Source organism: Kitasatospora indigofera (assembly GCF_014655955.1).
In the GTDB taxonomy this organism is placed as follows: Bacteria; Actinomycetota; Actinomycetes; order Streptomycetales; family Streptomycetaceae; genus Kitasatospora; species Kitasatospora indigofera.
On sequence record NZ_BNBO01000025.1, the window covers coordinates 1 to 25380 of the forward strand.

The window sequence follows — 25380 nt, forward strand, 5'->3', positions numbered from 1 at the left end:
TCTGGCGTTGACTTTTGGCACGCTGTTGAGTTCTCAAGGAACGGACACTTCCTTCAGGTCACTTTCGTGAACCCTCCGGGCGTTTCGCTCTTTCGTGTTCTCAGCTTAGCAGACTCGTTTACTCGGCTTTAACCGGAGTGTTTCGTGCCTGAAACCTGAAGTTCACCATCACCTCGCGGCGACCTGAGCAACGATAGCCCTTCGGACGGCCAGCTCCTAATCGAGCCGCACCGAGCGTCACCCGAGTGGCTCAGTCCGGAGGCACTCGGCCCTGCTCAGAGCGATGGTCCGGGCTCGCTCGAATGCCGTAGAGTGCGGCGCGTCGAGCAAGAGGACTAGACCACTTGCGGCCGCGGAGCCCGTCTCCCACCGCCCTCCGAGCCTCACCCTCCGTGGTGGTGATCGCGGGGAGGCCGGGATCCCGGGTCCGCCGATCGTGTGCTGGTATGTCATGAGATGTCCGAAGTTGACATGATTTAGGCTTCAGTCGATGTCCTGCCGCTGCGGCGGCCGCACGCTGTTCTGCGCATTTGGGAGGCTCCACCATGACCACTGTGACGTCGCCGCTGGCCGGCCGCGCCGTCGGGCTCGCCGCCGTGCCCGACCCTGTTTTCTCCGGCGCCATGGTCGGTCCTGGCACCGCCATCGACCCGGTGCGTGAGCCGACCGAGGCGGTCGCCCCGGTGGACGGCCTCGTCGTCTCCATGCACCCGCACGCGTTCGTCGTGATGGACGCCGACGGGCACGGTGTGCTGACCCACCTCGGCATCGACACCGTCCAGCTGAACGGCGAGGGCTTCGAGCTGCTGGTGAGCAAGGGTGACCAGGTGCGGCGCGGACAGCCGGTCATCAAGTGGAACCCGGCCGCCGTCGAGGCGGCCGGCAAGTCGCCGATCTCGCCGATCGTCGCGCTGGAGGCTTCCGCCGACGCGCTGAGCACGGTGGCCGAGAGCGGCGAGGTCGCCACGGGTGGCGACCTCTTCGTCTGGAACTGAGCACGGCCGCGGCCGAGCACGACACGGGCAGCGCTACTCCGTCCCCTCCGCCCAGGGCGGGACGGGGCGGCGCTGCCGGGCGTCCGGGGAGCCGGACGCCGGACTGACTCATGAGGGACACGCCCTGCCCGGCGGTGAAGGACCGGCCGAGCGCAGCGGTCCGTACTGGACCGGGTGAAAGGAATTTGGACATGGAACAGACCCTGCGCGGCGTGGGTGTCAGCCACGGAGTCGCCATCGGCCAGGTGCGGCACATGGGGACGGCCGTCCTCGAACCCCCCGCCACCCAGATCCCGACCGAGGACGCGCCGCGCGAGCAGGCCCGCGCGCAGGCGGCCGTGGACGCGGTGGCCGCCGACCTGATCGCCCGCGGCAACCTGGCGGGCGGTGAGGCGCAGGCGGTACTGGAGGCGCAGGCCCTGATGGCCCAGGACCCGGAGCTGATGGCCGACGTCCGGCGCAGGATCACCGTGGGCAGCAGCGCCGAGCGCGGTGTCTACGACGCATTCGCGGCGTACCGGGCGCTGCTGGCCGCCGCGGGTGAGTACCTGGCCGGCCGGGTGGCGGACCTGGACGACGTACGGAACCGGATCGTGGCGCGGCTGCTCGGCGTGCCGATGCCCGGGGTGCCGGACAGCGACGAGCCGTACGTGCTGTTCGCGCGGGACCTCGCGCCGGCCGACACGGCGCTGCTCGACCCGACCCTGGTGCTCGGCTTCGTGACCGAGGAGGGCGGGCCGACCAGCCACAGCGCGATCCTCGCGCGGGCGATGGGGGTGCCGGCCGTGGTGGCGCTGCCGGGGGCGACCGATCTCGCCGAGGGGGTCGTGGTGGCCGTCGACGGCAGCACCGGTGACGTGCTGGTGGAGCCGACCCAGGAGAAGCAGGACCAGCTGCGGCGGGTGGCCGCCGAGCGCAAGGCCGCGCTGTCCGCCTCCTCCGGGCCCGGGCAGACCTCGGACGGACACCGGGTGCCGCTGCTGGCGAACGTGGGCGGTCCGGCGGACCTGCCGGCGGCGCTGGAGAACGGCGCCGAGGGCGTGGGCCTGTTCCGGACCGAGTTCCTCTTCCTCGACGACTCGGCGAAGGCGCCGACCGAGGAGAAGCAGATCGAGGCGTACCGGAAGGTGCTGGAGGCCTTCCCGGAGGGCCGGGTGGTCGTCCGGGCCCTGGACGCGGGGGCCGACAAGCCGCTGGACTTCCTGACGCCGGCCGACGAGCCGAACCCGGCGCTGGGCGTGCGCGGTCTGCGGACGCTGCTGGAGAACCCCGAGGTCATGCAGACCCAGCTGCGGGCGCTCGCCAAGGCGGCCGAGGGCCTGCCCGTCCACCTGGAGGTGATGGCCCCGATGGTGGCCGACCGGGTGGACGCCAAGGCCTTCGCGGACGCGTGTCGCGAGGCGGGGCTGCAGGCGAAGTTCGGGGCGATGGTGGAGATCCCGTCGGCCGCCCTGCGGGCGCGCTCGATCCTGCACGAGGTGGAGTTCCTGTCGCTGGGGACGAACGACCTGGCGCAGTACACCTTCGCGGCGGACCGGCAGGTCGGGGCGCTCGCCCGGCTGCAGGACCCGTGGCAGCCGGCCCTGCTGGACCTGATCGCGTTCTCCGCGGACGCGGCGAAGGCCGCCGGCAAGAGCTGCGGCGTCTGCGGTGAGGCGGCAGCCGATCCGATGCTCGCCTGCGTGCTCACCGGGCTGGGCGTCACCAGCCTGTCGATGGGCGCGGCGTCCATCCCCTACGTGCGGACGGCGCTGGCCAAGTACACGCTGGCGCAGTGCAAGCGGGCCGCCGAGGCGGCCCGGGCGACCGACACCGCCGAGGAGGCGCGGGCCGCCGCGCACCAGGTGCTGTCCGGCGAGTAGCCCGGCCCAGGGGCAGAAGCAGCAGGGAACAGGGAGGGGCGCCGCCACCGGGCAACGGTGGCGGCGCCCCTCCGTGCATGTGCGCCGGTCCCCGGCCGTACCTGTGCGCCTGCCCCGGCAGGACGCCGGTGTCACCCGGTCGGGCGTCCGGACGCTCAGGCGCGGCGGTCCTGGCCGAGCTGCTCGAAGAAGCGCAGGTGCTCCAGGTTGTCGACCGAGCCGGGGTTGACGGCGCGCTCCAGCGGGGTGCCGGAGAGCAGGCGCTTCACCGGGACCTCGATCCGCTTGCCGGTGAGGGTGTGCGGCAGGCCGGTGACGGCGATGACCTCGTCCGGGACGTGGCGCGGGGAGAGCTGTTCGCGCAGCGAGCTGCGGATCCGGCCGCGCAGCTCGTCGTCCAGGGCGGCGCCCGGCGCGAGGACCACGAAGAGCGGCATCCAGTAGCCGCCGTCCGGCTCCTCCAGGCCGATGACCAGTGACTCGGCGATCTCGGGGAGGCGCTCGACCACCTCGTAGATGTCGGAGGAGCCCATCCGGACGCCCTGGCGGTTGAGCGTGGAGTCCGACCGGCCGTGGATGACCACGGTGCCGCGCCCGGTGACGGTGATCCAGTCCCCGTGCCGCCAGGTGCCCGGGAACATGTCGAAGTAGCTGTCCCGGTAGCGCTCGCCGTCCGGGTCGTTCCAGAACCCGGTGGGCATGGACGGCAGCGGCTTGGTGACGACCAGCTCGCCCACGGCGTCGGTCAGCGGGCGGCCCTGGACGTCCCAGGACTCGACGGCCGCGCCCAGACAGGGCGCCTGGATCTCGCCGAGGTGGACCGGGAGGGTGGGGACGCCGCCGACGAAGCAGCTGCAGACGTCCGTGCCACCGCTGACCGAGGCGAGCCAGACGTCCTCCTTCACCTCCTGGTAGATCCAGCGGAAGCCGTCCGGCGGGAGCGGCGAGCCGGTGGTGCCGATGCAGCGGACGGCGGACAGGTCGAGGTCGCGGCCCGGGTGCAGCTCGGCCTTGCGGCCGGCCATCACGTACGCGGCGGAGGTGCCGAGGACGGTGGCCCGGGTGCGGGCGGCGACCGACCAGAACGCGCCGGTGTCGGGGTGGCCGGGGCTGCCGTCGTAGGTGACGACGGTGGAACCCACCAGCAGGCCGGCGACCAGGAAGTTCCACATCATCCAGCCGGTGGAGGTGTACCAGAGGAAGCGGTCCTCCGGCCCCAGGTCGAGGTGCAGCGCGGCCTGCTTGAGGTGTTCGACCAGGATGCCGCCCTGGCTCTGGACGATGGCCTTCGGCAGGCCCGTGGTGCCGGAGGAGTAGAGCACCCAGAGCGGGTGGTCGAACGGGACCTGCTCGAAGACCGGCTCGACGTCGGCGGCGACCAGGTCGTCCCAGTGCAGGGCGCCCTCGGGGGCCGGCCCGCCGAGCAGCGGGACGTGCACGACCGCGCGCAGGGTCGGGAGCTCCCGGCGCAGCTCGGCGACGACGTCCGTCCGGTCGTGGTCCTTGCCGCCGTAGTGGCAGCCGTCGACGGCGAACAGGACGACCGGCTCGATCTGCTGGAGGCGGTCCAGCACGCTGCGGGCGCCGAAGTCCGGCGCGCAGGACGTCCAGACCGCGCCGACCGCGGCGGTGGCCAGGAGGGCCACCACGGCCTGCGGGATGTTGGGCAGGTAGGCGCCGACCCGGTCGCCGGGGCCGACGCCCCGGGCGCGGAGCGCCGCGGCCAGCGAACCGACCTGGCGGCGCAGCTCCGACCAGGTGACGGTGAGCGGGCGCTCGGCGGTCTCGTCCAGGTGGAGGACGGCCGGCTTGTCGGCGTTGGCCGGCTCCTCGCCGAAGCGGAGGGCGTGCTCGGCGTAGTTCAGGCGGGCGCCGGGGAACCAGCGGGCGCCGGGCATCGCCGGGTCGGCGAGGACGGCGTCGGGCGCGGCGGAGAAGCGGACGTCGAACCACTGGGTGACGGCCGTCCAGAAGCGGTCGAGGTCCGCGGTGGACCAGGCGTGCAAGGCCGCGTAGCGGGCGGCCGCCTGCTCGTCGTCGGTGCAGGGGGCGAGCGGGGCGGCGGGGGCGCCGTGGTGCTCGGCGGCCCAGTTCTGGAAAGCGACGATCTTGGTGGCGGCGGCGCTTGCGGGGTTGGGCCGCCAGAGCGGCTGGTCCTGGGGTGGGGTGCTCACGGTGGTGGTCTCCCGGCCGAAGGATGGGGACGGGAGTGCTGGTGGCAGGGCCCGTCCGGGTGGCACTGACGGTGCAGACCCTGCCACGTGATCGTCGCCGGCGCCAGGGCCGGGCCGGCGGGTCAGAGGTGCGCGTACTCCCCGGTGAACCAGGAGTTCGAGACCCGGGTGTGGAAGGGGAAGGCGAGCTGGGTACCGGCGGTGGCGAGCTCCCAGCCCTCGGTCTCGTCGGTGGGCACGGAGGGCGGGAGCTCCGCCAGATCGCGGGCGGGCAGCAGTCCGAAGAGGCAGAGGAAGCCGCCGGAGGCGTCGGAGTCGGTGGACACCAGGGTGATGTCGGAGGCCTTCGCCTCGATGCCGGTCTCCTCGCGCAGCTCGCGGACGCAGGCCTGCTGCCAGCTCTCGCCGTAGTCGATGTAGCCGCCGGGGAAGGCGAGCCGGCCGTAGCCGGGCTCGATGGTGCGGCGGATGACGACCAGTTGCCGGTCGCCGTCCGGGAGGTTGACGGGGAGCAGGGTGACCACCACGGGCAGCGGGTTGCGGTAGCTGATCTCGGCGCAGCCCGGGCAGGTCCGGGGCCAGGCGACCGTGCCGGGCGGGTAGGCCGTCCCGCACCAGTGGCAGTGGGAGTGGGGCCCGAACGTCGCCTTGGCCGCGGCTTCGTGAGTGGTCATGGAGTGGATGGTAGCGGCCGGGGTGGGCAGCGCCCGGAGGAGTTTGTGATCGGCCGTCGGGCCGTAGGACTCCATCAGGACGGGCGTCCGCAAGGTGTGGGCGATGGCCTCGGCCCAGGAGTCGGGGTCGGGCCCCGGGTCGGTGAGAGGGCCGGGGCGGGCCCGGAACAGCGCGGCGGTGAGCTGCGCCTGGGCGGTGAGGCCGCCCGGCCGGCCGGTGGTGAGTTCGGTCAGGCGGGCGCCGTCCAGCTGGTAGGACTCGGACAGGCGCAGGCCGGGGTGGCGGGCCGGGGCGTCGAGGTGGGTGAGGGCGAGGGCGTCGGCGCCGCCCGCGGCGGTCAGCGCGTACCGGTGGGCGACGGCGTCGAAGTGGCCGAGGCGGAAGGCGCCCTGCCAGCTCCCGGTGGTGTTGTGCGGCTCGGGGACGTCGAGAGCGGTGTCCTCGGTGGGGAGCGGGCCGGGGCCGTGCCGGGTGGTGTAGCTGCGCAGGACGCCGAGGCGCAGCGCAGCGCCGGGTGCGCCGGACTCCGCGAGCAGGGTCTCGGCGTTGGCGAAGGTGGTGGTGGACCAGGTGGTGTAGGGGTGGAAGCCGTGCCGTTCGTCGAGCAGGACGCCCTGGGCGCCCTCGAAGACGACCGGGCCGGTGCGCAGCAGGCGGCCGAGGTGGGCGGCGTCGGTCTGCCGGACGCGTTCGGCGAAGGCCTGGAGGGCGGGCAGGCAGTCGGCGGGCGGCGGGGCGGGAAGGTCGGCCGGGGTGAGGCCGAGTTCGGCGGCGAGGTGTTCACGCAGACGGGTGAGTTTGGCGAGCAGTAGGGCCGGGCTGGTGCAGTCGGCGGCGGTCGGGGCGTCCTCGGGGTGCAGCAGGGCGTAGCGGGCGGTCTCGCCGATGCCGAGCCCGCAGGAGCCGTGCCGGGCCTCGCCGCGGCGTTGCTCGCGGAGCCGGTTGGCGGCCGCGTGGTACGGGGTGGTGAGCAGGGCCCGGCGGTCGACGGTCAGCAGGGCCAGCGGGTCGGGGACGCCGAGGTGCGCGAGGTGGGCGGCCTCGGCGGCGAGGGCGAGCGGGTCCACCAGCATGAAGCGGGAGAGGTGGGTGGGGACGCCGGCCAGGGTGCCGGAGCCGAACTGGGCGAAGGTGTGGTGCCGGCCGTCCCGGGTGACCACGTTGTGGGCGGCCTGCGCTCCGCCGTTGTGGCGGACCACGGCGTGCACCGGCCGGCTGCCGGGGCCGACGGGGCCCCGGCAGAGCCGGTCGACGACGGTGCCCTTGCCGGCGTCCCCGAAGCCGAGGTCGCAGACGATCACGTGCTCGGCCTGCCGGTCGAGGGCGTGCTCGGGCGGGACCGCGGAAGCCCTGGCGGGTGCACCGGCGGAACGTGCGGCGGCGGAGGGTACGACGGTGGAGGGTATGGCGGCGGGTGCGCCGGACGGCCGGTGTCCGGGCGCCGGGTGGCGCCCGTCGACGGGCCGGCGCGCGTCGGGGGTCGTCCCGTCGACGGGCCGGGGCCCCTCGGCGTGCCGGGGCCCGTCGGGGCCGTCGTGGGCGGCCGAGGGGTGGCGGGTCATCCGGGCGGCCGTCAGAGCCGGCTGGTGCCGGTGGCGGCGCGGTCGCCCGCGTCGAGCAGCGGCGCCCCGGGGACGGCGGCCTCGGTGCTGCGGCGGGCCAGGGCGCCGAGGGCCCGTCCGACGCTGGCCGCGGAGGCGGAGCCGATGTCGGCGAGGTCGTCCAGGCCCTCCTCCAGGTCGATGGCCTCCTCGCCGAGGCCGACGGTGAGGGCGATGGTCTCGCAGACGGCGCCGAGGTCGTCCAGCTCGATGACGTTCTGGCCGAGCAGCTTGCGCCAGGTGCCCAGCACGTCGGCGCTGCCGGCGTGGGCGGTGCCGGCCGGGAGGATGAAGTAGACGTCGTAGAGGCGGCGCAACTCGGCCAGGACGGTGGTGATCGGGATGTCCTCGGTGATCTCGTCACCCAGCACTTCCCGTACCTCGCGGGCCTTGACCTTGCCGTAGGGCTTCTCGTCGCCGATCAGGAAGAGGTAGCCCCGGCGGCCGCGGCGCTCGATGCTGTCGAGTGCGGTGTGCCGGGCCATGGCGTACATGGCGAGCTCGTACGACTCGGTCATCTGGCCGCCGCCACCGCCCTCCAGCAGGATGTTGCCCAGGTCGTCGTCCATCCGGTTGTCGGACTCGAACTGGCCGAGCTGGAGCGGGACCCGGTCACAGGTGGCGTCGCCGACGGCGCCGAAGAGGATCTGCGGGTGCTCGGTGTACCCCTTGCGCAGCAGCAGGCCGAAGAGCTCGGGGAGCTTGGTCTGCAGGACGCGCGGGACGGACTGCATGGAGCCCGTGACGTCGAAGAGGACGGCGATGGGGAGCGAGGCGGGGTGCTCGGCGGAGTCCCGGCTCTCGCGGACGCTCAGGCCCTTGGGGGCGAGCGAGGGATGGGCCTGCCAGGTGTCGCGGGCGCCGCGGGTGGCGCGGTCGCTGTAGTCGAAGGCTCCGGCGCCGGTGGCGGCGCGGTAGTGCGCGGCGGCGTCGTAGACGTTGGTGGACCAGCTTCCACTGCCCATGGCTGTGCTCCTCGGATCGCGGTGCGGCGGATGACGGTACGGCGGGCCGGTGGCGCGGCGGGCCGGCCGGGACGGACGAATGGGTGCTCGGACGGGCGGGCTACCCGGGCGTGGGCGGACGCGGTGGCAGACGGAACGGCCGGAAGGTGCGGGGGCCGTACAGCCGCTCCAGCACGTCGTCCAGCTCGGCCAGCAGCCGCCAGGCGTCGTGCGGGCGGCGGGCCTCGGCCGGGAGGGTGCAGCCGGCGATGAAGGCGCACAACGCCTTGGGGGCCCGCTCCCCCATCAGCTGCTCCACGCAGCGGCTCGCCAGGTGGATGTCGGTGGCCTCGGTGACCGGCCGACGGGCCGGTACCTCGGGCGGGTACCAGGCGCGGTGGCGCTCGACCAGGGCCGGGGCCGGGCTGTGCTCGCCGGTGCCGGCGTAGCACCAGTCGACCAGGACCAGGCCGTGCTGCGCCGGGTGGATCAGCACGTGCTCGGGCAGCACGGCGCCGTGGCGGACGCCGGCACGGTGGGCGTAGCCGAGGGCGACCAGCAGCCGGCGCCAGATCCAGGCGGCGTCGCGCGGGTCCAGCCCCTCGGGGTGGGCGTGGTGGACGTCGGTCAGCGGGTGGAAGCCGTCGAGCCGGACCAGGGCGTTGACCCGGCGCGGCTCGGCGCCGGGGTCGGCCTCGTCGTGGTGGCGGAAGCTCTCCAGCAGGGTGGGGGCGTAGGCGTGGTGGCGGCCGTCCCCGTGGGTGGTGAGCCGGGTGAGGGCGGTGGCCTCGCGCTCCAGCAGGTCGTTGTCGGCGGCGGCCCGGGGAATCTTGAGCACGGCGTCGAGCGAGGGGCCCCGGTAGGCGGGCCTGGGCTCGCAGCGGGCGGCCCGCAGGACGGCGATGTCCCCGGTGGCCACGGTGGGACCCAGCCGGTACAGGTGGCGGGTGGTGGTCAGGACGGGATCGGCGGTGGGCGCCCCGCCGCCCTGGTGCAGTTGCCAGAGCAGGGCGAGGGCGGCGAAGGCCACGCCCGCCTCGTCGCGGTGGGCCTCGGGCGCGGTGTCCGGGTGGAGCAGCCGGGCCAGGCGGCGGTAGCGGCGGGCCGCGGCCGTCTGCTCGGCGGGGAAGACGTCCTCCGGGCCACGGGCCGCCCCGACCGCGGCGAGCGCCTCGGCGAAGGTCCGCGCGCCGGCCGGCGGACGGGCCGCGCGCGGGCCGCTCACCGGATCTCGTCCTCGTGGGCGGGCCGCAGCAGGGCGGGGTGCAGCAGGGCCGCGTCCCCCGAGCGGTAGTTGCGGGCCCGCGGGCCGCCTCGGCTGCCGCCGCGCTCGGCGGTGGTGCCGGTGCTCTCGACGAAGCCCGGGACGGACAGCACCTTGCGGTGGAAGTTGCCGGGGTGGAGCTTCTCGTCCCAGACCGCCTCGTAGACGGCTCGCAGCTCCGGGATGGTGAAGTCGTGCCGGAGGAAGGCCGTCGCCAGCGGGCTGTACTCGATCTTGGCGCGGGCGCGGTCCAGACCGTCGGCGAGGATCGTGGCGTGGTCGAAGGCCAGGGCCGTCCTGGGCCTGGCCGGCTCCGGCGGCGCGGTGCCGTCGGAGCCGGGCGGGACCTCGCCGCCGGCGTGCCCGTCGAATCCACCCCCGTGGGTTTCGTCGGGCGCGCCGGCCGGCCGCTGACCGGCCGCGGGCCGGAGGTCGAGCGAGGACACCGGGTGCCAGGCGGCGGCCGCCGCGTCGGTACCGGCCTGCGGGTCGGGCAGGTCCGGGGCGAAGGCGAGGTAGGCGACCGAGACGACATGCATCCTCGGGTCGCGCTCCGGGGCGCCGTAGCTGCCGAGCTGCTCCAGGTGCACCCGGGAGAGGGCGGCCTCGGCGTCGGCGGTGCCGAGCAGGCCCGTCTCCTCGGCCAGCTCGCGGGCGGCGGCCTCGGCGAGCCCCTCCTGCCCGGCGCGCAGGAACCCGCCCGGCAGGGCCCAGTACCCCTGGTACGGCGGGGCGGCGCGCTCCACCAGCAGGACGTGCAGGCTGCCCTGCCGCAGGGTGAGGGCGACCACGTCCACGGTGACCGCGACCGGGGTGTAGGCGTGCGGGTCGTAGGAGGCGAGCCACTCCTGCTCGGCCGCCTGGTCGTACGGCTGTGGTGCGGGCATGGCCGGCTCCTCTCCCTCCGGGCGGGCCGCTCGGGCCCCGCCCGCCCCCTCCACCCCGAGTCATTCTCGGACTGAGAACAACGTAGCGCACGGCGCTGACAGCGGCCAGCGAATTTCGCCGGCCCTCTGCGGCGGGCCGCAAGGGACGGCGCGAGGGACGCCCCCGGCCCGGCGACGGGCGCGCGACACTGGGCCGTGAAGGACATCGGCCCTCGGCGGCGGCCACCCCCACCCGCCGTCAGCCGTCAGCCCGAGGAGACGTCCGTGCCGGCCACCGACCCCACCGGCCCCGCCGACCCCTCCGGCCGCCGCTCCGGCTTCGCCGGGGCGCTGTCGGCCGGTCCGCTGGTGCTCGACGGCGGGATGTCCAACCAACTGGCCGCGGCCGGCCACGACCTGTCGGACGCGCTCTGGTCGGCCCGGCTGCTCGCGGACGACCCGGAGGCGATCGTCGGGGCGCACCGGGCGTACTTCGCGGCCGGGGCGGAGGTCGCGATCACCGCCGGGTACCAGGCGAGCTTCGAGGGCTTCGCCCGGCGCGGCATCGACCGGGCCGGGGCGGAACGGCTGCTGCGGCTGAGCGTGGAGCTGGCGCGCGAGGCGGTGCGGCGGGCCGGGACGGACCGGCGGCGCTGGGTGGCCGCCTCGGTCGGCCCGTACGGCGCGGTCCTGGCGGACGGCTCGGAGTACCGGGGCCGGTACGGGCTGAGCGTGGCCGAACTGGAGGCGTTCCACCGGCCCAGGCTGGAGGTGCTGGCCGGGGCCGGCCCGGACGTGCTGGCGCTGGAGACCGTCCCGGACACCGACGAGGCCGCGGCGCTGCTGCGGGCGGTGCGGGGGCTCGGCCTGCCGGCCTGGCTCTCCTACAGCGTCGAGGGCGGCCGGACCAGGGCCGGGCAGCCGCTGGCGGATGCCTTCGCGTTGGCGGCCGACGCCGAGGAGGTGGTCGCGGTGGGCGTGAACTGCTGCTCGCCGGCGGACGCCGACGCGGCGGTCGCCCTGGCGGCGCGGGTGACCGGCAAGCCCGTGGTGGTGTACCCGAACAGCGGCGAGCGGTGGGACCCGGCCGCCCGCGACTGGCGCGGGGAGCCCGCCTTCGGGCGGTCCGGGGCGCCCGCCGAGGACCGGGCCGCGGGCGGCGACCGGGCCGCGGCGGGCGAGCAGGGAGAGGAGAGGGGACGGGTGGCCGGGTGGCTGGCGGACGGCGCGCGACTGCTCGGCGGTTGCTGCCGGGTCGGTCCGCGCGAGATCGCCGAACTGGCGGACGCGGTGGCCCGTGCCACGGGGGCGGACGCCGGCACCCGCAGCGCCGGCCGGCCGCCCGCCGGGCCGGCCGCCATCGGGTGGCGGGTAACGGGCGGGTAGCGGCGGCCGCCACCGGGGGGATCGGCCCCTGCCCGTACGGACCCGCCGAAGGGGCCGGACCCGGCCACCGCGGGAACCGTGCCGAGGATCACGGGCGGCCCCCGGGACGGACCGGATCCGGCCGCCGAAGGCCCCGCCGGACCGGGCCGGCCCCGGGAGAGGGCGAGACCGAGGGCCACCCCCGGCAGGTGATCGGTGCCGGGGAAGGTGCACATCACGGCTCCGGCCTGGCAGACTCTTGCCGTTACCACTGCGGTCGACAATGTCGACCGCCTGTCCGTGGAGGTACTGAATGCCCGGCCCGATCCAGTCGCTCTCCCGGGCCGCCGCGATCATGCGCCTGCTGGCCGGCGGCGAACGCCGCCTGGGACTCTCGGAGGTCGCGACCGCCCTCGACCTCGCCAAGGGCACCGCGCACGGCATCCTGCGCACCCTCCAGCAGGAGGGCTTCGTCGAGCAGGACCCGGAGAGCGGGAAGTACCAACTGGGCGCGGAGCTGCTGCGGCTGGGCCAGAGCTACCTGGACGTCCACGAGCTCCGGGCGCGCGCGCTGGTCTGGGCCGACGACCTGGCCCGGGCGGCCGGCGAGACGGTCTACCTCGGCGTCCTGCACCAGCGGGGCGTGCTGATCGTGCATCACGTCTTCCGCCCGGACGACACCCGCCAGGTGCTGGAGGTCGGCTCGATGCAGCCGCTGCACAGCACCGCGCTGGGCAAGGTGCTGCTGGCCTACGACCCGGTGGCGCGCGGCGAGCTGGGCGAGGAGCCGCTGGAGTCCTACACCTCACGCACCCTCACCGGCCTCGCCGACGTCGACACCGAGGCGGCCCTGACCCGCGAGCGCGGCTGGGCGGACGCGGTCGAGGAGACCTGGGAGGGCGTGGCCTCGATCGGCGCGCTGATCCAGGACCGGCGGCGCAACCCGGTCGGCGCGGTCTGCATCAGCGGCCCGGTGGAGCGGGTCTGCGAGGACGGCTTCGTCCGGCCCTCGCTGGTGGCCTCGGTGCGCAGCGCTGCCCGGGCGATCTCCCGGGACCTCGGCGCCGGGCGGTTCTGAGCCGGGCACCGCGGCACGGGCACCCCGGCGCCGGAGGCCTCGGCACAGCGCACCGCAGCACCGAGCACGACGAGCACCCAGGGCCCGGCTCCGGCACCGCCGGGGCCGGGCCCTCCGGCTTCGGCGGGCCCCCGCGGGCCCCGCCCCGCCCGCACGGCCCCGTAGGCGCCCGCACCGGCCCGCGGGCCCGCACAGGCGCGCGCAGGCCCCCGTACGCCCTCCCACTCCGGCCGGCCCCGTCCGCCGCGGTGGCGGCCTGCCCCGGCGTCCGGCAGCGGCCCCGCGACGGCGGGCCCGCGGCAGCAGCTCCACGACGGCGTCCCGCACCCCGCCGAGCCCCTCGCGCACCTGCGCCCCGTGGACACGCTCCCGTCACACGGGCGGGCCTCGACCGGCTCGCAGCCTGGCGTTTTGTCAGGTTTTTGCGCCATTTGAGTGTTAGCTTCGCCGAAGGTTCCTGATCACCGAGAGTCCTGGGTCACAGGTGTGTCACCTGCCTTGACGCGAACCCGAGCAGGGAGGGAAGCTTCCGCATGACGGTCGACATTGTCGAACGGTGGCCGCAGCCAAACGGTCGCCATCGTCAGGCCGCGACCTCGGGACGGGGAAGCGGCCGCACACGGTGACCCACCACCGTGCCCCTCCCCCACCTGCTCCGGGCCTTACGGACAAAGGAGTCTTTGTGTCCGCGTTCTCCAACGGCGACATCTTCGTCGGCGAAACCCTCGGCACCGCCGCCCTGATACTCCTCGGCGGTGGCGTCTGCGCCGCCGTCACGCTCAAGAAGTCGAAGGCCCTCAACGCCGGCTGGCTCGCGATCACCTTCGGCTGGGGCTTCGCGGTGATGATCGCCGCGTACATGTCCGCCTCGAAGTCCGGTGCGCACCTGAACCCGGCCGTCACCCTCGCCATCGCCGTCGACACCGGCGACTGGAGCAAGGTCCCGGTCTACCTCGGCTCCCAGCTGCTCGGCGCGATGATCGGCGCCGTCCTGGTCTGGGCCACCTACCTCGGCCAGTTCCAGGCCAACGAGGAGCCGACCCTGGGCATCTTCTCGACCGGTCCCGAGATCCGGAACCCGATCCAGAACCTGCTCACCGAGATCATCGGCACCATGGTGCTCTGCCTGGCGATCCTCACCCAGGGCCTCAACAAGGATCTCGGCATGTCCGGCGTCGGCATCCTGATCGTCGCCTTCACCGTCGTCGGCATCGGCCTCTCGCTCGGCGGCCCGACCGGCTACGCCATCAACCCGGTCCGCGACCTCGGCCCGCGCATCGTGCACTCGCTGCTGCCGATCCCGAACAAGGGCGGCTCCGACTGGGGCTACGCCTGGATTCCGGTCGCCGGTCCCGCCATCGGCGGCCTGCTGGCCGGCGTGCTCTTCAACGTCGCGTTCTGATCCACCCAGCTGGTTTGCCTGCCGCGTCCCCCCGGGGACTGAGACAGCGTCAGGCAAACCGGTAGCCCCGACCCCCAATCCCCTCCTCAGAGCCGAGGCCCCAGACATGACCACAGCTCCCGTCTCCACCACCGGCAGCTACATCGCCGCGATCGACCAGGGCACCACCTCCAGCCGGTGCATCATCTTCGGCGCGGACGGCCGCATCGTCGCCGTCGACCAGCAGGAGCACCGGCAGATCTTCCCCCAGCCGGGCTGGGTCGAGCACGACGCCGCCGAGATCTGGACCCGCGTCCAGTCCGTGGTCCGCGGCGCTCTGGAGAAGGCCGGCCTGACCAAGGACGACATCCGCGCGATCGGCATCACCAACCAGCGCGAGACCACCGTCCTCTGGGACAAGAACACCGGCGAGCCCGTCCACAACGCGCTGGTCTGGCAGGACACCCGCACCGAGGCGCTCTGCCGCGAGCTCGGCCGCAACGTCGGCCAGGACCGCTTCCGCCGCGAGACCGGCCTCCCGCTGGCCAGCTACTTCGCCGGCCCGAAGATCCGCTGGCTGCTGGACAACGTCGAGGGCCTGCGCGAGCGCGCCGAGGCCGGCGACATCCTGTTCGGCACCATGGACACCTGGGTGATCTGGAACCTCACCGGCGGCGTCGACGGCGGCCACCACATCACCGACGTCACCAACGCCTCGCGCACCATGCTGATGAACCTCGCCACCCTGGAGTGGGACGAGAAGATCGCCGAGTCGATGGGCGTGCCGCTCACCGTCCTGCCGGAGATCCGCTCCTCCGCCGAGGTGTACGGCACCGCCGTCGGCGACCTGGAGGGCGTGCCCGTCGCCTCCGCGCTCGGCGACCAGCAGGCGGCCCTGTTCGGCCAGACCTGCTTCGACGAGGGCGAGGCCAAGAGCACCTACGGCACCGGCACCTTCCTGCTGCTGAACACCGGCGAGAAGATCGTCAACTCCTACCACGGCCTGCTGACCACGGTCGGCTACCGGATCGGCGACCAGGCCCCGGTCTACGCCCTGGAAGGCTCGATCGCCGTCACCGGTTCGCTGGTGCAGTGGCTGCGGGACCAACTCGGGATCATCTCGACCGCCGCCGAGATCGAGACCCTGGCCAACACCGTCGAGGACAACGGCGGCGCCTACTTCGTGCCGGCCTTCTCCGGCCTGTTCGCCCCGTACTGGCGCTCCGACGCCCGCGGTGTGATCGCCGGCCTCACCCGGTACGTCACCAAGGGCCACCTGGCCCGCGCCGTCCTGGAGGCCACCGCCTGGCAGACCCGCGAGGTCGTCGACGCCATGCAGAAGGACTCCGGCGTCGAGCTGACGGCCCTCAAGGTCGACGGCGGGATGACCTCCAACAACCTGCTCATGCAGAACATCGCCGACGTCCTGGACGCCCCGGTGGAGCGCCCCTACGTGGCCGAGACCACCGCGCTGGGCGCCGCCTACGCGGCCGGCCTCGCGGTCGGCTTCTGGCCCGACCTGGACACCCTGCGGGCCAACTGGCACCGCGCCGCCGAGTGGACTCCCCGGATGGACGAGGCCACCCGGGACCGCGAGTACAAGAAGTGGCTCAAGGCCGTCGAGCGCACCATGGGCTGGGTGGAGGAGGAAGAGCAGAGCTGACCGGAGGCCGGTCGGGGCCGCACCGGCCCCGACCGGCACCTCGCGTTCCCCGGGCCACCACCGGCTCCGCACCAGCGGGCCGCGACCGGCCCACGGCACCATCGGGCCACGACCGGCCCCGCTGTTCCCGGGCCACGACCAGGGCCCACCCGGCCTCCCCCGCGAGGCCGGACCGCACACCGAGAGGAGAAACGGCGCGCCGCCCGCACCGGACGCCGTAAACAACACCATGGCAACCATCCCGACCCTGGGTGCCGAGCGCACCGCCGGCCACACCGCCTCCCGCGCCGAGACCCGCGAGCTGCTGGGCAAGGCCACCTACGACCTGCTGGTGATCGGGGGCGGCATCCTCGGCACCGCCGTGGCGTGGACCGCCTCCCAGGCCGGCCTCAAGGTCGCCATGGTCGACGCCGGCGACTTCGCCGGCGCCACCTCCAGTGCCTCCTCCAAGCTGGTCCACGGCGGCCTGCGATACCTGCAGACCGGCGCGGTCAAGCTCGTCGCCGAGAACCACAAGGAGCGCCGGGTCCTCGCCACCGACGTGGCCCCGCACCTGGTCAACCCGCTGACCTTCTTCGTCCCCGTCTACAAGGGCGGCCCGCACGGCGCCACCAAGCTCGGCGCCGGCGTCTTCCTGTACTCCGCGCTGTCCGCGTTCCGCGACGGCATGGGCCGGGTCTCCACCGCCGCGCACGCCGCCCAGCAGGTGCCCGCCCTGCGCACCGAGGGCCTGCGCTCGGTCGCCGTCTACGGCGACCACCAGATGAACGACTCGCGGGTCGCCGTGATGACCGTCCGCGCGGCCGTCGACGCCGGTGCCGTGGTGCTCAACCACGCCGAGGTCACCGGCCTGCGCTTCACCGGCAGCCGGGTCACCGGCGCGGAGCTCAAGGACCGGCTGGACGGCACCGAGTTCGGCGTCAGCGCCCGCCTGGTGCTCAACGCCACCGGCCCCTGGGTCGACCACCTGCGCAAGATGGAGGACGCGGGCGCCGCGCCCAGCATCCGGCTCTCCAAGGGCGCGCACGTGGTGGTCAAGCGCCGCTCCCCGTGGCGCGCCGCGCTGACCATCCCGATCGACAAGTACCGCGTCTCCTTCGCCATCCCGTGGGAGGACCACGTCCTGCTCGGCACCACCGACGAGGAGTACACCGGCGACCCGCAGGACGTCCGCGCCACCGAGGCCGACATCGACCAGATCATGGGCGAGGCCGGCCACGCGATCCGCGACGAGCACATCGACCGTGACCTGATCACCTACGCCTTCGCCGGCCTGCGGGTCCTCCCCGGCGGCCCCGGCGACACCTCCGCCGCCAAGCGCGAGACCGTGGTGACCGAGGGCCGGGGCGGCATGCTCTCGGTGGCCGGCGGCAAGTGGACCACCTACCGGCACATCGGCCGGACCGTGCTGGAGAAGCTCGCGCACGTCCCCGGCACCACCCTCGGCGAGGACATGTCGCCGATCGCCAACACCGTGCCGCTCCCGGGCGTCGGCGCCCCGAACGCGGTGGCGCACCGCCTGCTGATCGACCGTGAGCCCGGCTCCCGGATGGAGCCGCTGGTCGCCAAGCACCTGGCGAGCCACTACGGCACGCTCTCCTTCGACATCGCCCGCATGATCGACGAGAACCCCGAGCTGGGCCGGCCGATCCACCCGGACGGCCCGGACGTCTGGGCCCAGGTCGCCTACGCCGCCGACAACGAGTGGGCGTACACCACGGACGACGTGCTGCGCCGCCGCACCACGATGACCGTGCGCGGGCTGGCCACGCCGGAGATCGAGCAGGAGGTCGAGGCCTTCCTGGCGAAGCGCGGCGAGAAGTAGCGGCGCCGGACAGGGCGGGCACCCCGGGGAAGGGGGTGCCCGCCCTTCGCGCTCCCGGCCGGCACGTCAGGCCGGCACGTCCAGACCCCGGTCGTGGGCCGGGTCGTCGGCGAGGCCGGGCCGGCGGACGTCGGCGGGCGGGGGGACGTCGGCGGGCGGGGGGCCGGACCCGTCGGCGACCGGGCGGTCCGCCGGGAGCTGCCGGACGGACGGGAGGCAGAGCAGTGCGAGGGCGGCGGGGACACCGAGCACCGTCATCGCGAACAGGGTGGGCCGGAGCCCGAGGGCGGCGGAGACCGGGCCGGCCAGGACGAGGCCGAGCGGCATCAGACCGGCCGACAGCAGGTGGTCGTAGGAGCTGACCCGGGAGAGGGAGTCCTCCGGGACGTGCGTCTGCAGCGAGGTCTCCCAGAGGACGAAGAAGAGGGACACGCCCACACCGGTGACCGCTTCGAGGGCGGCGATCAGGACGACCGGGCCGCCGGAGCCGATGATCAGCGCCTGGCAGGAGGCCACCGCCAGGGCGGCGGCCGCCAGCGCCATCGGGCGGGCCGGTTTCAGGCGGTACGCGCAGACGTCGCCCGCGACGGCGCCGACGCCGAACGCCGCCGTCACCAGGGACCAGCTCGCGGCGCCGCCCCACTCGCGGTCGGCGATGACCGGCCCGAGGACGAACACCGAGGGCAGGACCACCACGTGGTACACCGCCATCGCCGCCATCCCGGACCAGACCCAGGTCCGCGACCGCACCTGCGCCCAGCCGGCCCGCAGTTCGCCGAGGAAGGTGCCGCCCGCGCCGCCGGTCACCGCCTTCTCCCGCGGCCGCAGCCGCAGCAGGAAGGCCGCACTGGCCGCGAAGGTCAGGGCGTCGAAGGCCAGCGCCCCGCCCGGGCCGGCCAGCGCCACCAGGAGGCCGGCCACGGCCGGCCCCACCACCAGGCCCGCGGACTGCACGAGTCCGCGCAGCGCGTTGGCCTCGCGCAGCCGCTCGGGTGCCACCACCAGCGGGAGCAGCCCGGTGGAGGCCGGCATGAAGAAGGCGTCCGCCGTGCCGAACAGCAGCATCAGCAGGGCCAGTTCCGGCACCCCGGCGAGCCCGGCGAGCAGCAGCCCGGCCGCCGCGCCCTGCACCACGAACCGCGCCAGGTCGGAGGCGAGCATGATCCGGTGGCGGCGGAAGCGGTCCGCCCAGACCCCGCCGACCAGGGTGAAGACCAGCATGGGAACGAGCCCCGCGGCCGCCACCAGGCCGACGTCGGAGGCGGAGCCGCCGACCGCCAGTACCGCGAAGGGCACGGCGACGAAGGACACCCGGTCCCCCAGCACGGACAGCGACTGACCGGCGAACAGGCGGGCGAACTGCGGTTCCTCGCGCAGGACCGCGGGGATCAGGGCCTTCATGGTGAACCGATCGGCAGCGGGGACTGGAGGCAGCCCGATGCTAGGGATCCCACCGCCCGTTGTCGCCCGAGTTTGTCCGGGCCCGCGCCGCCGGGCCGTCCCCCGGGCACCGTACGGCCGTCCCCGGGCCGGCGGGCCGCACGGCCGTTCGGCGGACGCCGCCCGGCCGGGAACGGCGGAGGGGCGGCACCCGGACCCCGGGTACCGCCCCTCCTCGCGCCGTGCGCCGTACGGCCCGCCGGCTGCGGTTCACCGGGTCGGCTAGATCACCAGGCTGAGCGGCATGATCAGCGCGATCGCGACGACCGAGATCACGGTCTCCATCACCGACCAGGACTTCAGCGTCTGGCCGACGCTCATCCCGAAGTACTCCTTGACCAGCCAGAAGCCGGCGTCGTTGACGTGCGAGAAGAACAGCGACCCGGCGCCGATGGCCAGCACCAGCAGCGAGGCGTGGGTGGTCGACATCTCGGCCGCCAGCGGGGCCACGATGCCGGCCGCCGTGATGGTGGCGACGGTGGCCGAGCCGGTGGCCAGCCGGATCAGGACGGCGATCAGCCAGCCGAGCAGCAGGGCCGAGATGTGCCACTTGCTCGACCACTCGCTGACGGCGTTGCCGACCCCGACGTCGATCAGGGTCTGCTTGAAACCACCGCCGGCGCCGACGATGAAGACGATGCCGGCGATCGGGCCGAGCGACTTCTCGACGGTGGACGAGATCCGGGCCTTGCTGAAGCCGGCCGCCCGGCCGAGCGTCAGCATGCCGAGCAGGACGGCGGCGAGCAGGGCGATCAGCGGCGAGCCGATGAAGTCGAAGACCCGCTGGGGCATCGCCTTGGGGTCGTCGATCACCACGTCGACCAGGGCCTTGCCGAGCATCAGGATGACCGGGAGCAGGATCGTCACCAGGACGGCGCCGAAGCTCGGGGTGTGCTCCCGCTTCTCGCTCTCCTCCGTCGCGGCCGGGGCGATCGCCTCGGGGACGCTCAACGGCCCGACCCAGCGCTCGGCGACCCGGGCGAACAGCGGGCCGGCGACGATCAGGGTGGGGACGGCGATCAGCAGGCCGAGGGCCAGCGTGACGCCGAGGTCCGCCTTCAGGGCGTCGACGGCCACCAGCGGGCCCGGGTGCGGCGGCACCAGGCCGTGCAGCACCGACAGGCCGGCCAGCGCCGGGATGCCCACCCGCATCAGCGGCAGGTTGCCGCGGCGGGCCACCAGCAGCACGATCGGGATCAGCAGCACCACGCCGACCTCGAAGAAGAGCGGCAGGCCGAGCACGGCCGCGATCAGCGCCATCGCCCACGGCAGGGCCTTGCGGCCGGTGCGCGCGAGGACGGTGTCGGCGATGATGTTCGCCCCGCCGGAGTCCGCGAGCAGCTTGCCGAGCATCGCGCCCAGGCCGATCAGCAGTCCGACGCCGGCGACGGTGGCGCCGAAACCGGTGGAGAAGCTGGTCAGCAGCTTGTCGAAGGGGGCGCCGGCCACCACGGCGAGCAGGCCGGAGCCGATCGTGAGGGCCAGGAAGGGGTGCAGCTTCAGCTTGGTGATCAGCAGCACGATGGCGCCGATGCTGAGCAGCACCGCCAGCAGCAGCCGGCCGTCGCTGCTGGTGTGCGGGAGCGCCGTCGGCGCGGCCGCGAGGAGAGTGGGGGACAGGCTCACGCGAGGTCTCCATTGACAGGCCGCAGGAGCTCCACGGCCATCTCGACGAGTTGTTCGGGGGCAGGACCGACGTCCAGCACGGCGCCGCGCTCGTCACCCTGGAGGGGCTCCAGGGCGGCGTACTGGGATCCGAGCAGGGACGCCGGCATGAAGTGACCGGTGCGGTGGGCGAGCCGGTCCTCGACCAGCTCGTGCCCGCCGCTGAGGTGCAGGAAGAAGGCACCCGGGCAGCTCGCGCGCAGGATGTCGCGGTAGTGCCGCTTCAGCGCCGAGCAGGTCACCACTCCCCCGGTGCCGGCCTCGGCGCGTTCGCCGAGCCAGCCGCCCAGGGCGCGGAGCCACGGGGCCCGGTCCTGGTCGTCCAGGGGGGTGCCGGCCGACATCTTGGCGATGTTGGCGGGCGGGTGGAAGTCGTCCGCCTCGGCGTAGGGAAGCGCGAGGCGCTCGGCCAGCAGGCGGGCGACGGTGGTCTTGCCGACGCCCGAGACGCCCATCACCACGATGGTGGGCGGCTGGTTCTCGACGCTGAGAGCCATGGGTGGTGCTCCTTCTCTGCCAGGCCACTGATGCCTGTGGGGATGCCTGTGGGCGGGGCCAGGGCCTGCGGTCGCTGGCAACTATCTCCCCAAAGGTATGACCTATTCAAGGGGAGGAAACCAAATCGTCATACTTTTATGCCCGGCGGTGCGCAGGACGGCCTTCGACCGTTCGGCGAGCCTCCGGCCTGCTCCCGCACCCGCACCCGCACCGCGGTGGCCGGATCGGTGCACGGCGAGCGGGGCGGTACGGAGCCGGACCGGCACCGGCGACTAGGCTGGCCCGATGGACATCCAGGGCCTGCCCGGCCGACTCCTCGCCGATCTGGGACCGGCCATCGCCTCCGGTGAGATCCCGGAGGGCGCGGTGCTCCGGGGCGAGGAGCTGGAGGAGCGCTTCGGGGTGTCCCGCACGGTGGTCCGCGAGGCCGTCCGGATCCTGGAGTCGATGCGGATGGTGGAGTCGCGCCGGCGGGTGGGCATCACCGTGCAGCCCAAGTCGGACTGGGACGTCTTCGACCCGCTGGTGATCCGCTGGCGGCTGGCCGGCGCGGACCGCCCGGCGCAGCTGCGCTCGCTCGGCTCGCTGCGGGTGGCGGTGGAGCCCGCGGCGGCGGCCCTGGCGGCCACCCACGCCACCGACGACGACTGCCGCGCGCTCAGCGCCCTCGCCGTCGAACTGACCGTCACCGCGCGGGCCGCGGACCTGGAGACGTTCCTGCAGCACGACATCGCGTTCCACGCGACCGTCCTGAAGGCCTCCGGCAACGAGATGTTCGCGCACCTGGGCGACACCGTCGGCGCGGTGCTGACCGGGCGGACGGAGTATCATCTGATGCCGCATCAGCCGGAGTCGTACGCGATCAGGCTGCACCGCGAGGTGGCGGAGGCGATCTGCGCCGGGGACCCGGAGCGCGCGGAGCGGGCCATGCGGACGATCGTGACCGGGGCGCTCGACGAGCTCGACAAGCAGCTGGCCTGACCCGCCAGGGGCGGGCGCGGCGGCCGGGCCGGCGTCGCGGGGCCCAGCAGGGGCGCATCAGCCGCACATCACCCGAATTCCTGACAGACCAGGGGAATCGGACGCATACTTCCGGTCGGCCGGGGCAGGGTGGTGCGTACGGGCGCAGGGTGCGCCCGCGCACGCCGCCCTGTTCCCGCCCCGGGGGTCGCCGATGTCCGCCAAGCGCCGCCGACTGCCCGACGAGGTGCGTTCCGCCGCCGTCCGGGCCGTGGTCTGTCTCGCCTGCACGCTCGTCGGCCTGATCGTGGCGGTGCTGGCCTCCTACGCCCACAGCGGGGCGCTGACGCCGGCCCTGATGGCGATGGGGCTCGGGGTGTTCGGCACCGCCTGGTGCCTGCTGGAGATCCTGATCTCCCGTCAGATCGCCGCACAGCGGGCCCGCGGGCCGCATTCCGCCTCGCCGATGGCCGGCGGGCGCGGGCCCGCCGCGCTGCCCCCGGCTCAGTCGCAGGCCCGCACGCCCCCGGTACGCGCCGGACACCCCGGCCCGTACCCGTACCCGCAGACCGGGGCGTCCGGCGGCGTGCCCGGGCCTGGCGGCCCCGGCCGTCAGCCCCGGCTGCCCACCGCGTAGCCGTACTGCACCGGCCAGCGGCGCTCGGCGCCCAGCTCCCGGGCGGCCTGCTGCGGCCAGTACGGGTTGCGGAGCAGCTCGCGGCCGAGCAGGACGGCGTCCGCCTGACCGTCCACGACGATCCGCTCGGCCTGCTCCGGCTCGGTGATCAGGCCGACGGCGGCGGTGGCGAGGCCGGTGGCGGCGCGGACCTGCTCGGCGAACGGCACCTGGAAGCCGGGGGCGACCGGGATGACGGCGTCCTTCGCGGTGCCGCCGGTGGAGACGTCGACCAGGTCGACGCCGACGTCCTTGAGCTGCTTGGCCAGCAGCACGGTGTCCTCGGGCGTCCAGCTCTCCTGGCCGTCCAGCCAGTCGGTGGCCGAGACCCGGAAGAACAGCGGCAGGCCCTCGGGCCAGACCGCGCGGACGGCGGTGGCCACCTCCAGGGCGAACCGGGTGCGGTTGGCGAAGGAGCCGCCGTACTCGTCGGTCCGGTGGTTGGCGACCGGGGACAGGAAGGCGTGGATCAGGTAGCCGTGGGCGCCGTGGATCTCGACCACCTTGAAACCCGCCGCGAGCGCGCGCTCGGCGGCCGCCACGAAGGCGCGGACGATGTCCTGGATCTCCTCGACGGTGAGTTCCAGCGGCTGCGGGTTGGTGCCGAAGGGGACGGTGGACGGGCCGCTCGGCTGCCAGCCGTTCTCCCCCGCCGGGACGGGTGCGCCGCCGAGCCAGGGGCGGTCGGTGCTGGCCTTGCGGCCGGCGTGGCCGAGCTGGATCGCCGGGACGGCGCCGAACTGCTCGACCTGGGCGGCGATCCGGGCCAGGCTCTCCTGCTGGCGCTCGTTCCACAGGCCCAGGTCGTAGGGGGAGATCCGCCCCTCGGGGCTGATCGCCGTCGCCTCGACCATCACCAGGCCGGCGCCGCCGGCGGCGCGGGAGGCGAGGTGGGTCAGGTGGAAGTCGGTCGCCACGCCGGCCTCCGGACCGACCGGCTGTGCCGAATAGGTGCACATCGGAGCCATCCAGACCCGGTTGGGCACGGTGAGCGAACGCAGGGTGATCGGCTCGAACAGGGCGGACACGGGCGACTCCTTCGACGTAACGGCCGGCCTCGGGCACCGGGCATCGTTGTACGAGATTCACCGTACTACGAGAAATGTCGAACTACGAAAGTCGTCGTACGATGGCCGCATGACCGGAGGAACCGAGCTGCCGACCCGAGAACGGCCCGCCCCCGCACCGACGACGGAGACCACCGCGCCCCGGGCCGACGCTCCCGCACCGACGACGGGTACCGCCGTCGCCGACGGGCCGACCGCGGCACCCTCCCCGGCGCTGCCCGAGCCGGCGCTCGACGAGATCCGGCTGGAGGCCGTCCTGCACGCCCTCGCCGACCCGGTCCGGCTGCGGATCGTCGGCGAACTCGCCGCCGGCCACAGCGAGATGTCCTGCATCGCCTTCGGCCTGCCGGTCACCAAGTCCACCAGTACGCATCACTTCCGGGTGCTGCGCGAGGCCGGGGTGATCCGCCAGCACCGGCGCGGGACCTCACGGATGAGCGCCCTGCGGCGGGAGGACCTCGCCGCGCTCTTCCCCGGGCTGCTGGACAGCGTGCTGGCCGCGGTCGGCCGGCAGCCGGCGGGCCCGCCGCCGGCCTGACCGCGCCCGGCCGCCGGAACGGCGTCAGACCACCACCCGGTAGTGCGTGGTGAGCCGGTTCGCGTCGTCCAGCACGTGGAAGGCGACCATCGGCGGCTGGTCGAACGCGATCCCGCTGCCGCCCTCGCAGGGCAGCGTCACGGTGGAGACCACACCGGGCGCCACCAGCAGCGGCCGGCCGGCGAAGGTGGTCGCGGCCCCGGTGTGGGCGTGCCCGCAGAGCAGTGCGGCGACCCTCGCATGGCGGGACAGCACCTCCGCCAGCCGCTCCTCGCCCTGCTGCCGGATCCGGTCCACCCACGGCAGGTGCAGCGCCACCGGCGGGTGGTGGAAGGCCACCAGGGCCGGCTCGTCCTGCGGGCCCTCGCCCAGCGTCCGGTCCAGCCAGTCGAGGGTCCCGTCGTCCAGCAGGCCGTCGTCCCGGCCCGGGATCGAGGAGTCGCAGAGCAGGAAGGTCACGCCGGGGAGCCGGCGGACCTGGTTGACCGGCCGGTCCGGGTCCTGGCCGTCGTCGCCGGCCGCCGGGCCGAGCAGGCCCCGCCGGAAGGCGGCCCGCCGGTCGTGGTTGCCCGGGCAGGTCAGCACCGGGTGCGGCGAGACCAGCAGCTTCGCCGCCTTCTCGTACTCGGCCGGAGTGCCGTGGTCGGCGATGTCGCCGGTCACCAGGACGGCGTCGAGCGGCCCCGGCAGGCCGTTCAGGTACTCCATGACGCGTTCGGCCCGGACGAGCGCCATGGCTCCGCCGTCCCGGCGGCCGAGCCGTCCCGCCCGCTCCTGGCCGATGTGGATGTCGCTGAGGTGAGCGATGGTCAGCATGGCCGCCACCCTAGGACGGGACGCGGA

The 25380-nt window shown here is 74.3% G+C and carries 20 protein-coding genes; 10 read left to right on the forward strand and 10 right to left on the reverse strand.

Annotation, left to right across the window (positions count from 1 at the left end; translation table 11 throughout):
* Positions 1-545 precede the first annotated feature (545 nt).
* Positions 546-995, forward strand: coding sequence for a PTS sugar transporter subunit IIA (locus IE329_RS21330; RefSeq protein WP_190212544.1), 450 nt, complete (start codon positions 546-548; stop codon positions 993-995).
* Between the two features lie 191 nt (positions 996-1186).
* Positions 1187-2857: a phosphoenolpyruvate--protein phosphotransferase gene (ptsP, locus tag IE329_RS21335; protein ID WP_190212545.1), complete on the forward strand. Its 1671-nt coding sequence runs from the start codon at positions 1187-1189 to the stop codon at positions 2855-2857.
* A gap of 155 nt (positions 2858-3012) precedes the next feature.
* On the opposite strand, the gene IE329_RS21340 is transcribed toward ptsP, so the two are convergent.
* From IE329_RS21340 to IE329_RS21365, 5 genes are all read right to left on the reverse strand, one after another.
* The gene (locus IE329_RS21340) at positions 3013-5031 is read right to left on the reverse strand and encodes an acetoacetate--CoA ligase (RefSeq protein WP_190212546.1); all 2019 of its coding nucleotides are present in this window, start codon (positions 5029-5031) and stop codon (positions 3013-3015) included.
* 122 nt (positions 5032-5153) lie between these two features.
* Positions 5154-7268, reverse strand: coding sequence for an adenylosuccinate synthetase (locus IE329_RS40780; protein WP_229927628.1), 2115 nt, complete (start codon positions 7266-7268; stop codon positions 5154-5156).
* Positions 7269-7279: 11 nt separating this feature from the next.
* Positions 7280-8272 (reverse strand): hypothetical protein, encoded by a 993-nt coding sequence (locus tag IE329_RS21355; protein ID WP_190212547.1) that lies wholly within the window; start codon positions 8270-8272, stop codon positions 7280-7282.
* Positions 8273-8372: 100 nt separating this feature from the next.
* Positions 8373-9476 (reverse strand): serine/threonine-protein kinase, encoded by a 1104-nt coding sequence (locus IE329_RS21360; RefSeq protein WP_190212548.1) that lies wholly within the window; start codon positions 9474-9476, stop codon positions 8373-8375.
* Positions 9473-10402 carry an NUDIX hydrolase gene (locus IE329_RS21365; RefSeq protein ID WP_190212549.1) on the reverse strand — a complete coding sequence of 310 codons (930 nt, stop codon included), beginning with the start codon at positions 10400-10402 and terminating at the stop codon, positions 9473-9475. Before IE329_RS21365 ends, IE329_RS21360 begins: the two co-directional genes overlap by 4 nt.
* A gap of 363 nt (positions 10403-10765) precedes the next feature.
* Between IE329_RS21365 and mmuM the strand changes: the two genes are divergently transcribed.
* From mmuM to IE329_RS21390, 5 genes are all read left to right on the forward strand, one after another.
* Entirely contained in the window at positions 10766-11767 is a 1002-nt protein-coding gene (gene mmuM, locus IE329_RS21370) for a homocysteine S-methyltransferase (protein WP_190212628.1), read from the forward strand.
* A 292-nt stretch (positions 11768-12059) separates the two neighbouring features.
* The gene (locus IE329_RS21375) at positions 12060-12824 is read left to right on the forward strand and encodes an IclR family transcriptional regulator (RefSeq protein ID WP_190212550.1); all 765 of its coding nucleotides are present in this window, start codon (positions 12060-12062) and stop codon (positions 12822-12824) included.
* Between the two features lie 682 nt (positions 12825-13506).
* Positions 13507-14226 (forward strand): MIP/aquaporin family protein, encoded by a 720-nt coding sequence (locus IE329_RS21380; RefSeq protein ID WP_190212551.1) that lies wholly within the window; start codon positions 13507-13509, stop codon positions 14224-14226.
* Between the two features lie 106 nt (positions 14227-14332).
* The gene (gene glpK, locus IE329_RS21385; protein ID WP_190212552.1) at positions 14333-15868 is read left to right on the forward strand and encodes a glycerol kinase GlpK; all 1536 of its coding nucleotides are present in this window, start codon (positions 14333-14335) and stop codon (positions 15866-15868) included.
* Positions 15869-16097: 229 nt separating this feature from the next.
* Positions 16098-17693: a glycerol-3-phosphate dehydrogenase/oxidase gene (locus IE329_RS21390; RefSeq protein ID WP_190212553.1), complete on the forward strand. Its 1596-nt coding sequence runs from the start codon at positions 16098-16100 to the stop codon at positions 17691-17693.
* Between the two features lie 66 nt (positions 17694-17759).
* Here IE329_RS21390 and IE329_RS21395 read toward each other — a convergent pair whose 3' ends face one another.
* The 3 genes from IE329_RS21395 to IE329_RS21405 form a co-directional block, all read right to left on the reverse strand.
* The gene (locus tag IE329_RS21395) at positions 17760-19094 is read right to left on the reverse strand and encodes an MFS transporter (RefSeq protein ID WP_190212554.1); all 1335 of its coding nucleotides are present in this window, start codon (positions 19092-19094) and stop codon (positions 17760-17762) included.
* A 261-nt stretch (positions 19095-19355) separates the two neighbouring features.
* A complete protein-coding gene (locus tag IE329_RS21400; protein WP_190212629.1) occupies positions 19356-20753 on the reverse strand; it encodes a GntP family permease in 1398 nt (465 codons plus the stop codon).
* Positions 20754-20755: 2 nt separating this feature from the next.
* A complete protein-coding gene (locus IE329_RS21405; RefSeq protein WP_190212555.1) occupies positions 20756-21295 on the reverse strand; it encodes a gluconokinase in 540 nt (179 codons plus the stop codon).
* Between the two features lie 286 nt (positions 21296-21581).
* On the opposite strand from IE329_RS21405, the gene IE329_RS21410 reads away from it, so the two are divergent.
* Both IE329_RS21410 and IE329_RS21415 read left to right on the forward strand, forming a co-directional pair.
* Positions 21582-22277, forward strand: a complete 696-nt coding sequence (locus IE329_RS21410) for a FadR/GntR family transcriptional regulator (protein WP_190212556.1) — start codon at positions 21582-21584, stop codon at positions 22275-22277.
* Between the two features lie 193 nt (positions 22278-22470).
* Positions 22471-22893, forward strand: coding sequence for a hypothetical protein (locus IE329_RS21415; protein WP_190212557.1), 423 nt, complete (start codon positions 22471-22473; stop codon positions 22891-22893).
* Here the strand turns inward: IE329_RS21415 and IE329_RS21420 are convergent.
* On the reverse strand, positions 22869-23960 hold the full coding sequence (locus IE329_RS21420; RefSeq protein ID WP_190212558.1) for an NADH:flavin oxidoreductase/NADH oxidase: 1092 nt from the start codon (positions 23958-23960) through the stop codon (positions 22869-22871). The two genes, IE329_RS21415 and IE329_RS21420, sit on opposite strands and share 25 nt — an antisense overlap.
* A 253-nt stretch (positions 23961-24213) precedes the next feature.
* Between IE329_RS21420 and IE329_RS21425 the strand changes: the two genes are divergently transcribed.
* Positions 24214-24537, forward strand: a complete 324-nt coding sequence (locus IE329_RS21425; RefSeq protein WP_229927640.1) for an ArsR/SmtB family transcription factor — start codon at positions 24214-24216, stop codon at positions 24535-24537.
* A 24-nt stretch (positions 24538-24561) separates the two neighbouring features.
* On the opposite strand, the gene IE329_RS21430 is transcribed toward IE329_RS21425, so the two are convergent.
* Complete coding sequence (locus IE329_RS21430; RefSeq protein ID WP_190212560.1) at positions 24562-25353, reverse strand: phosphodiesterase; 792 nt, start codon at positions 25351-25353, stop codon at positions 24562-24564.
* Between the last annotated feature and the right edge of the window lie 27 nt (positions 25354-25380).

Bases quoted from the DNA above. Each gene is read 5' to 3' on its own strand.
- IE329_RS21330 (WP_190212544.1), top strand. From the start codon at position 546: ATGACCACTGTGACGTCGCCGCTGGCCGGCCGCGCCGTCGGGCTCGCC.
- ptsP (WP_190212545.1), top strand. From the start codon at position 1,187: ATGGAACAGACCCTGCGCGGCGTGGGTGTCAGCCACGGAGTCGCCATC.
- IE329_RS40780 (WP_229927628.1), bottom strand. From the start codon at position 7,268: ATGACCCGCCACCCCTCGGCCGCCCACGACGGCCCCGACGGGCCCCGG.
- IE329_RS21355 (WP_190212547.1), bottom strand. From the start codon at position 8,272: ATGGGCAGTGGAAGCTGGTCCACCAACGTCTACGACGCCGCCGCGCAC.
- IE329_RS21365 (WP_190212549.1), bottom strand. From the start codon at position 10,402: ATGCCCGCACCACAGCCGTACGACCAGGCGGCCGAGCAGGAGTGGCTC.
- mmuM (WP_190212628.1), top strand. From the start codon at position 10,766: ATGTCCAACCAACTGGCCGCGGCCGGCCACGACCTGTCGGACGCGCTC.
- IE329_RS21375 (WP_190212550.1), top strand. From the start codon at position 12,060: ATGCCCGGCCCGATCCAGTCGCTCTCCCGGGCCGCCGCGATCATGCGC.
- glpK (WP_190212552.1), top strand. From the start codon at position 14,333: ATGACCACAGCTCCCGTCTCCACCACCGGCAGCTACATCGCCGCGATC.
- IE329_RS21390 (WP_190212553.1), top strand. From the start codon at position 16,098: ATGGCAACCATCCCGACCCTGGGTGCCGAGCGCACCGCCGGCCACACC.
- IE329_RS21395 (WP_190212554.1), bottom strand. From the start codon at position 19,094: ATGAAGGCCCTGATCCCCGCGGTCCTGCGCGAGGAACCGCAGTTCGCC.
- IE329_RS21405 (WP_190212555.1), bottom strand. From the start codon at position 21,295: ATGGCTCTCAGCGTCGAGAACCAGCCGCCCACCATCGTGGTGATGGGC.
- IE329_RS21410 (WP_190212556.1), top strand. From the start codon at position 21,582: ATGGACATCCAGGGCCTGCCCGGCCGACTCCTCGCCGATCTGGGACCG.
- IE329_RS21415 (WP_190212557.1), top strand. From the start codon at position 22,471: ATGTCCGCCAAGCGCCGCCGACTGCCCGACGAGGTGCGTTCCGCCGCC.
- IE329_RS21430 (WP_190212560.1), bottom strand. From the start codon at position 25,353: ATGCTGACCATCGCTCACCTCAGCGACATCCACATCGGCCAGGAGCGG.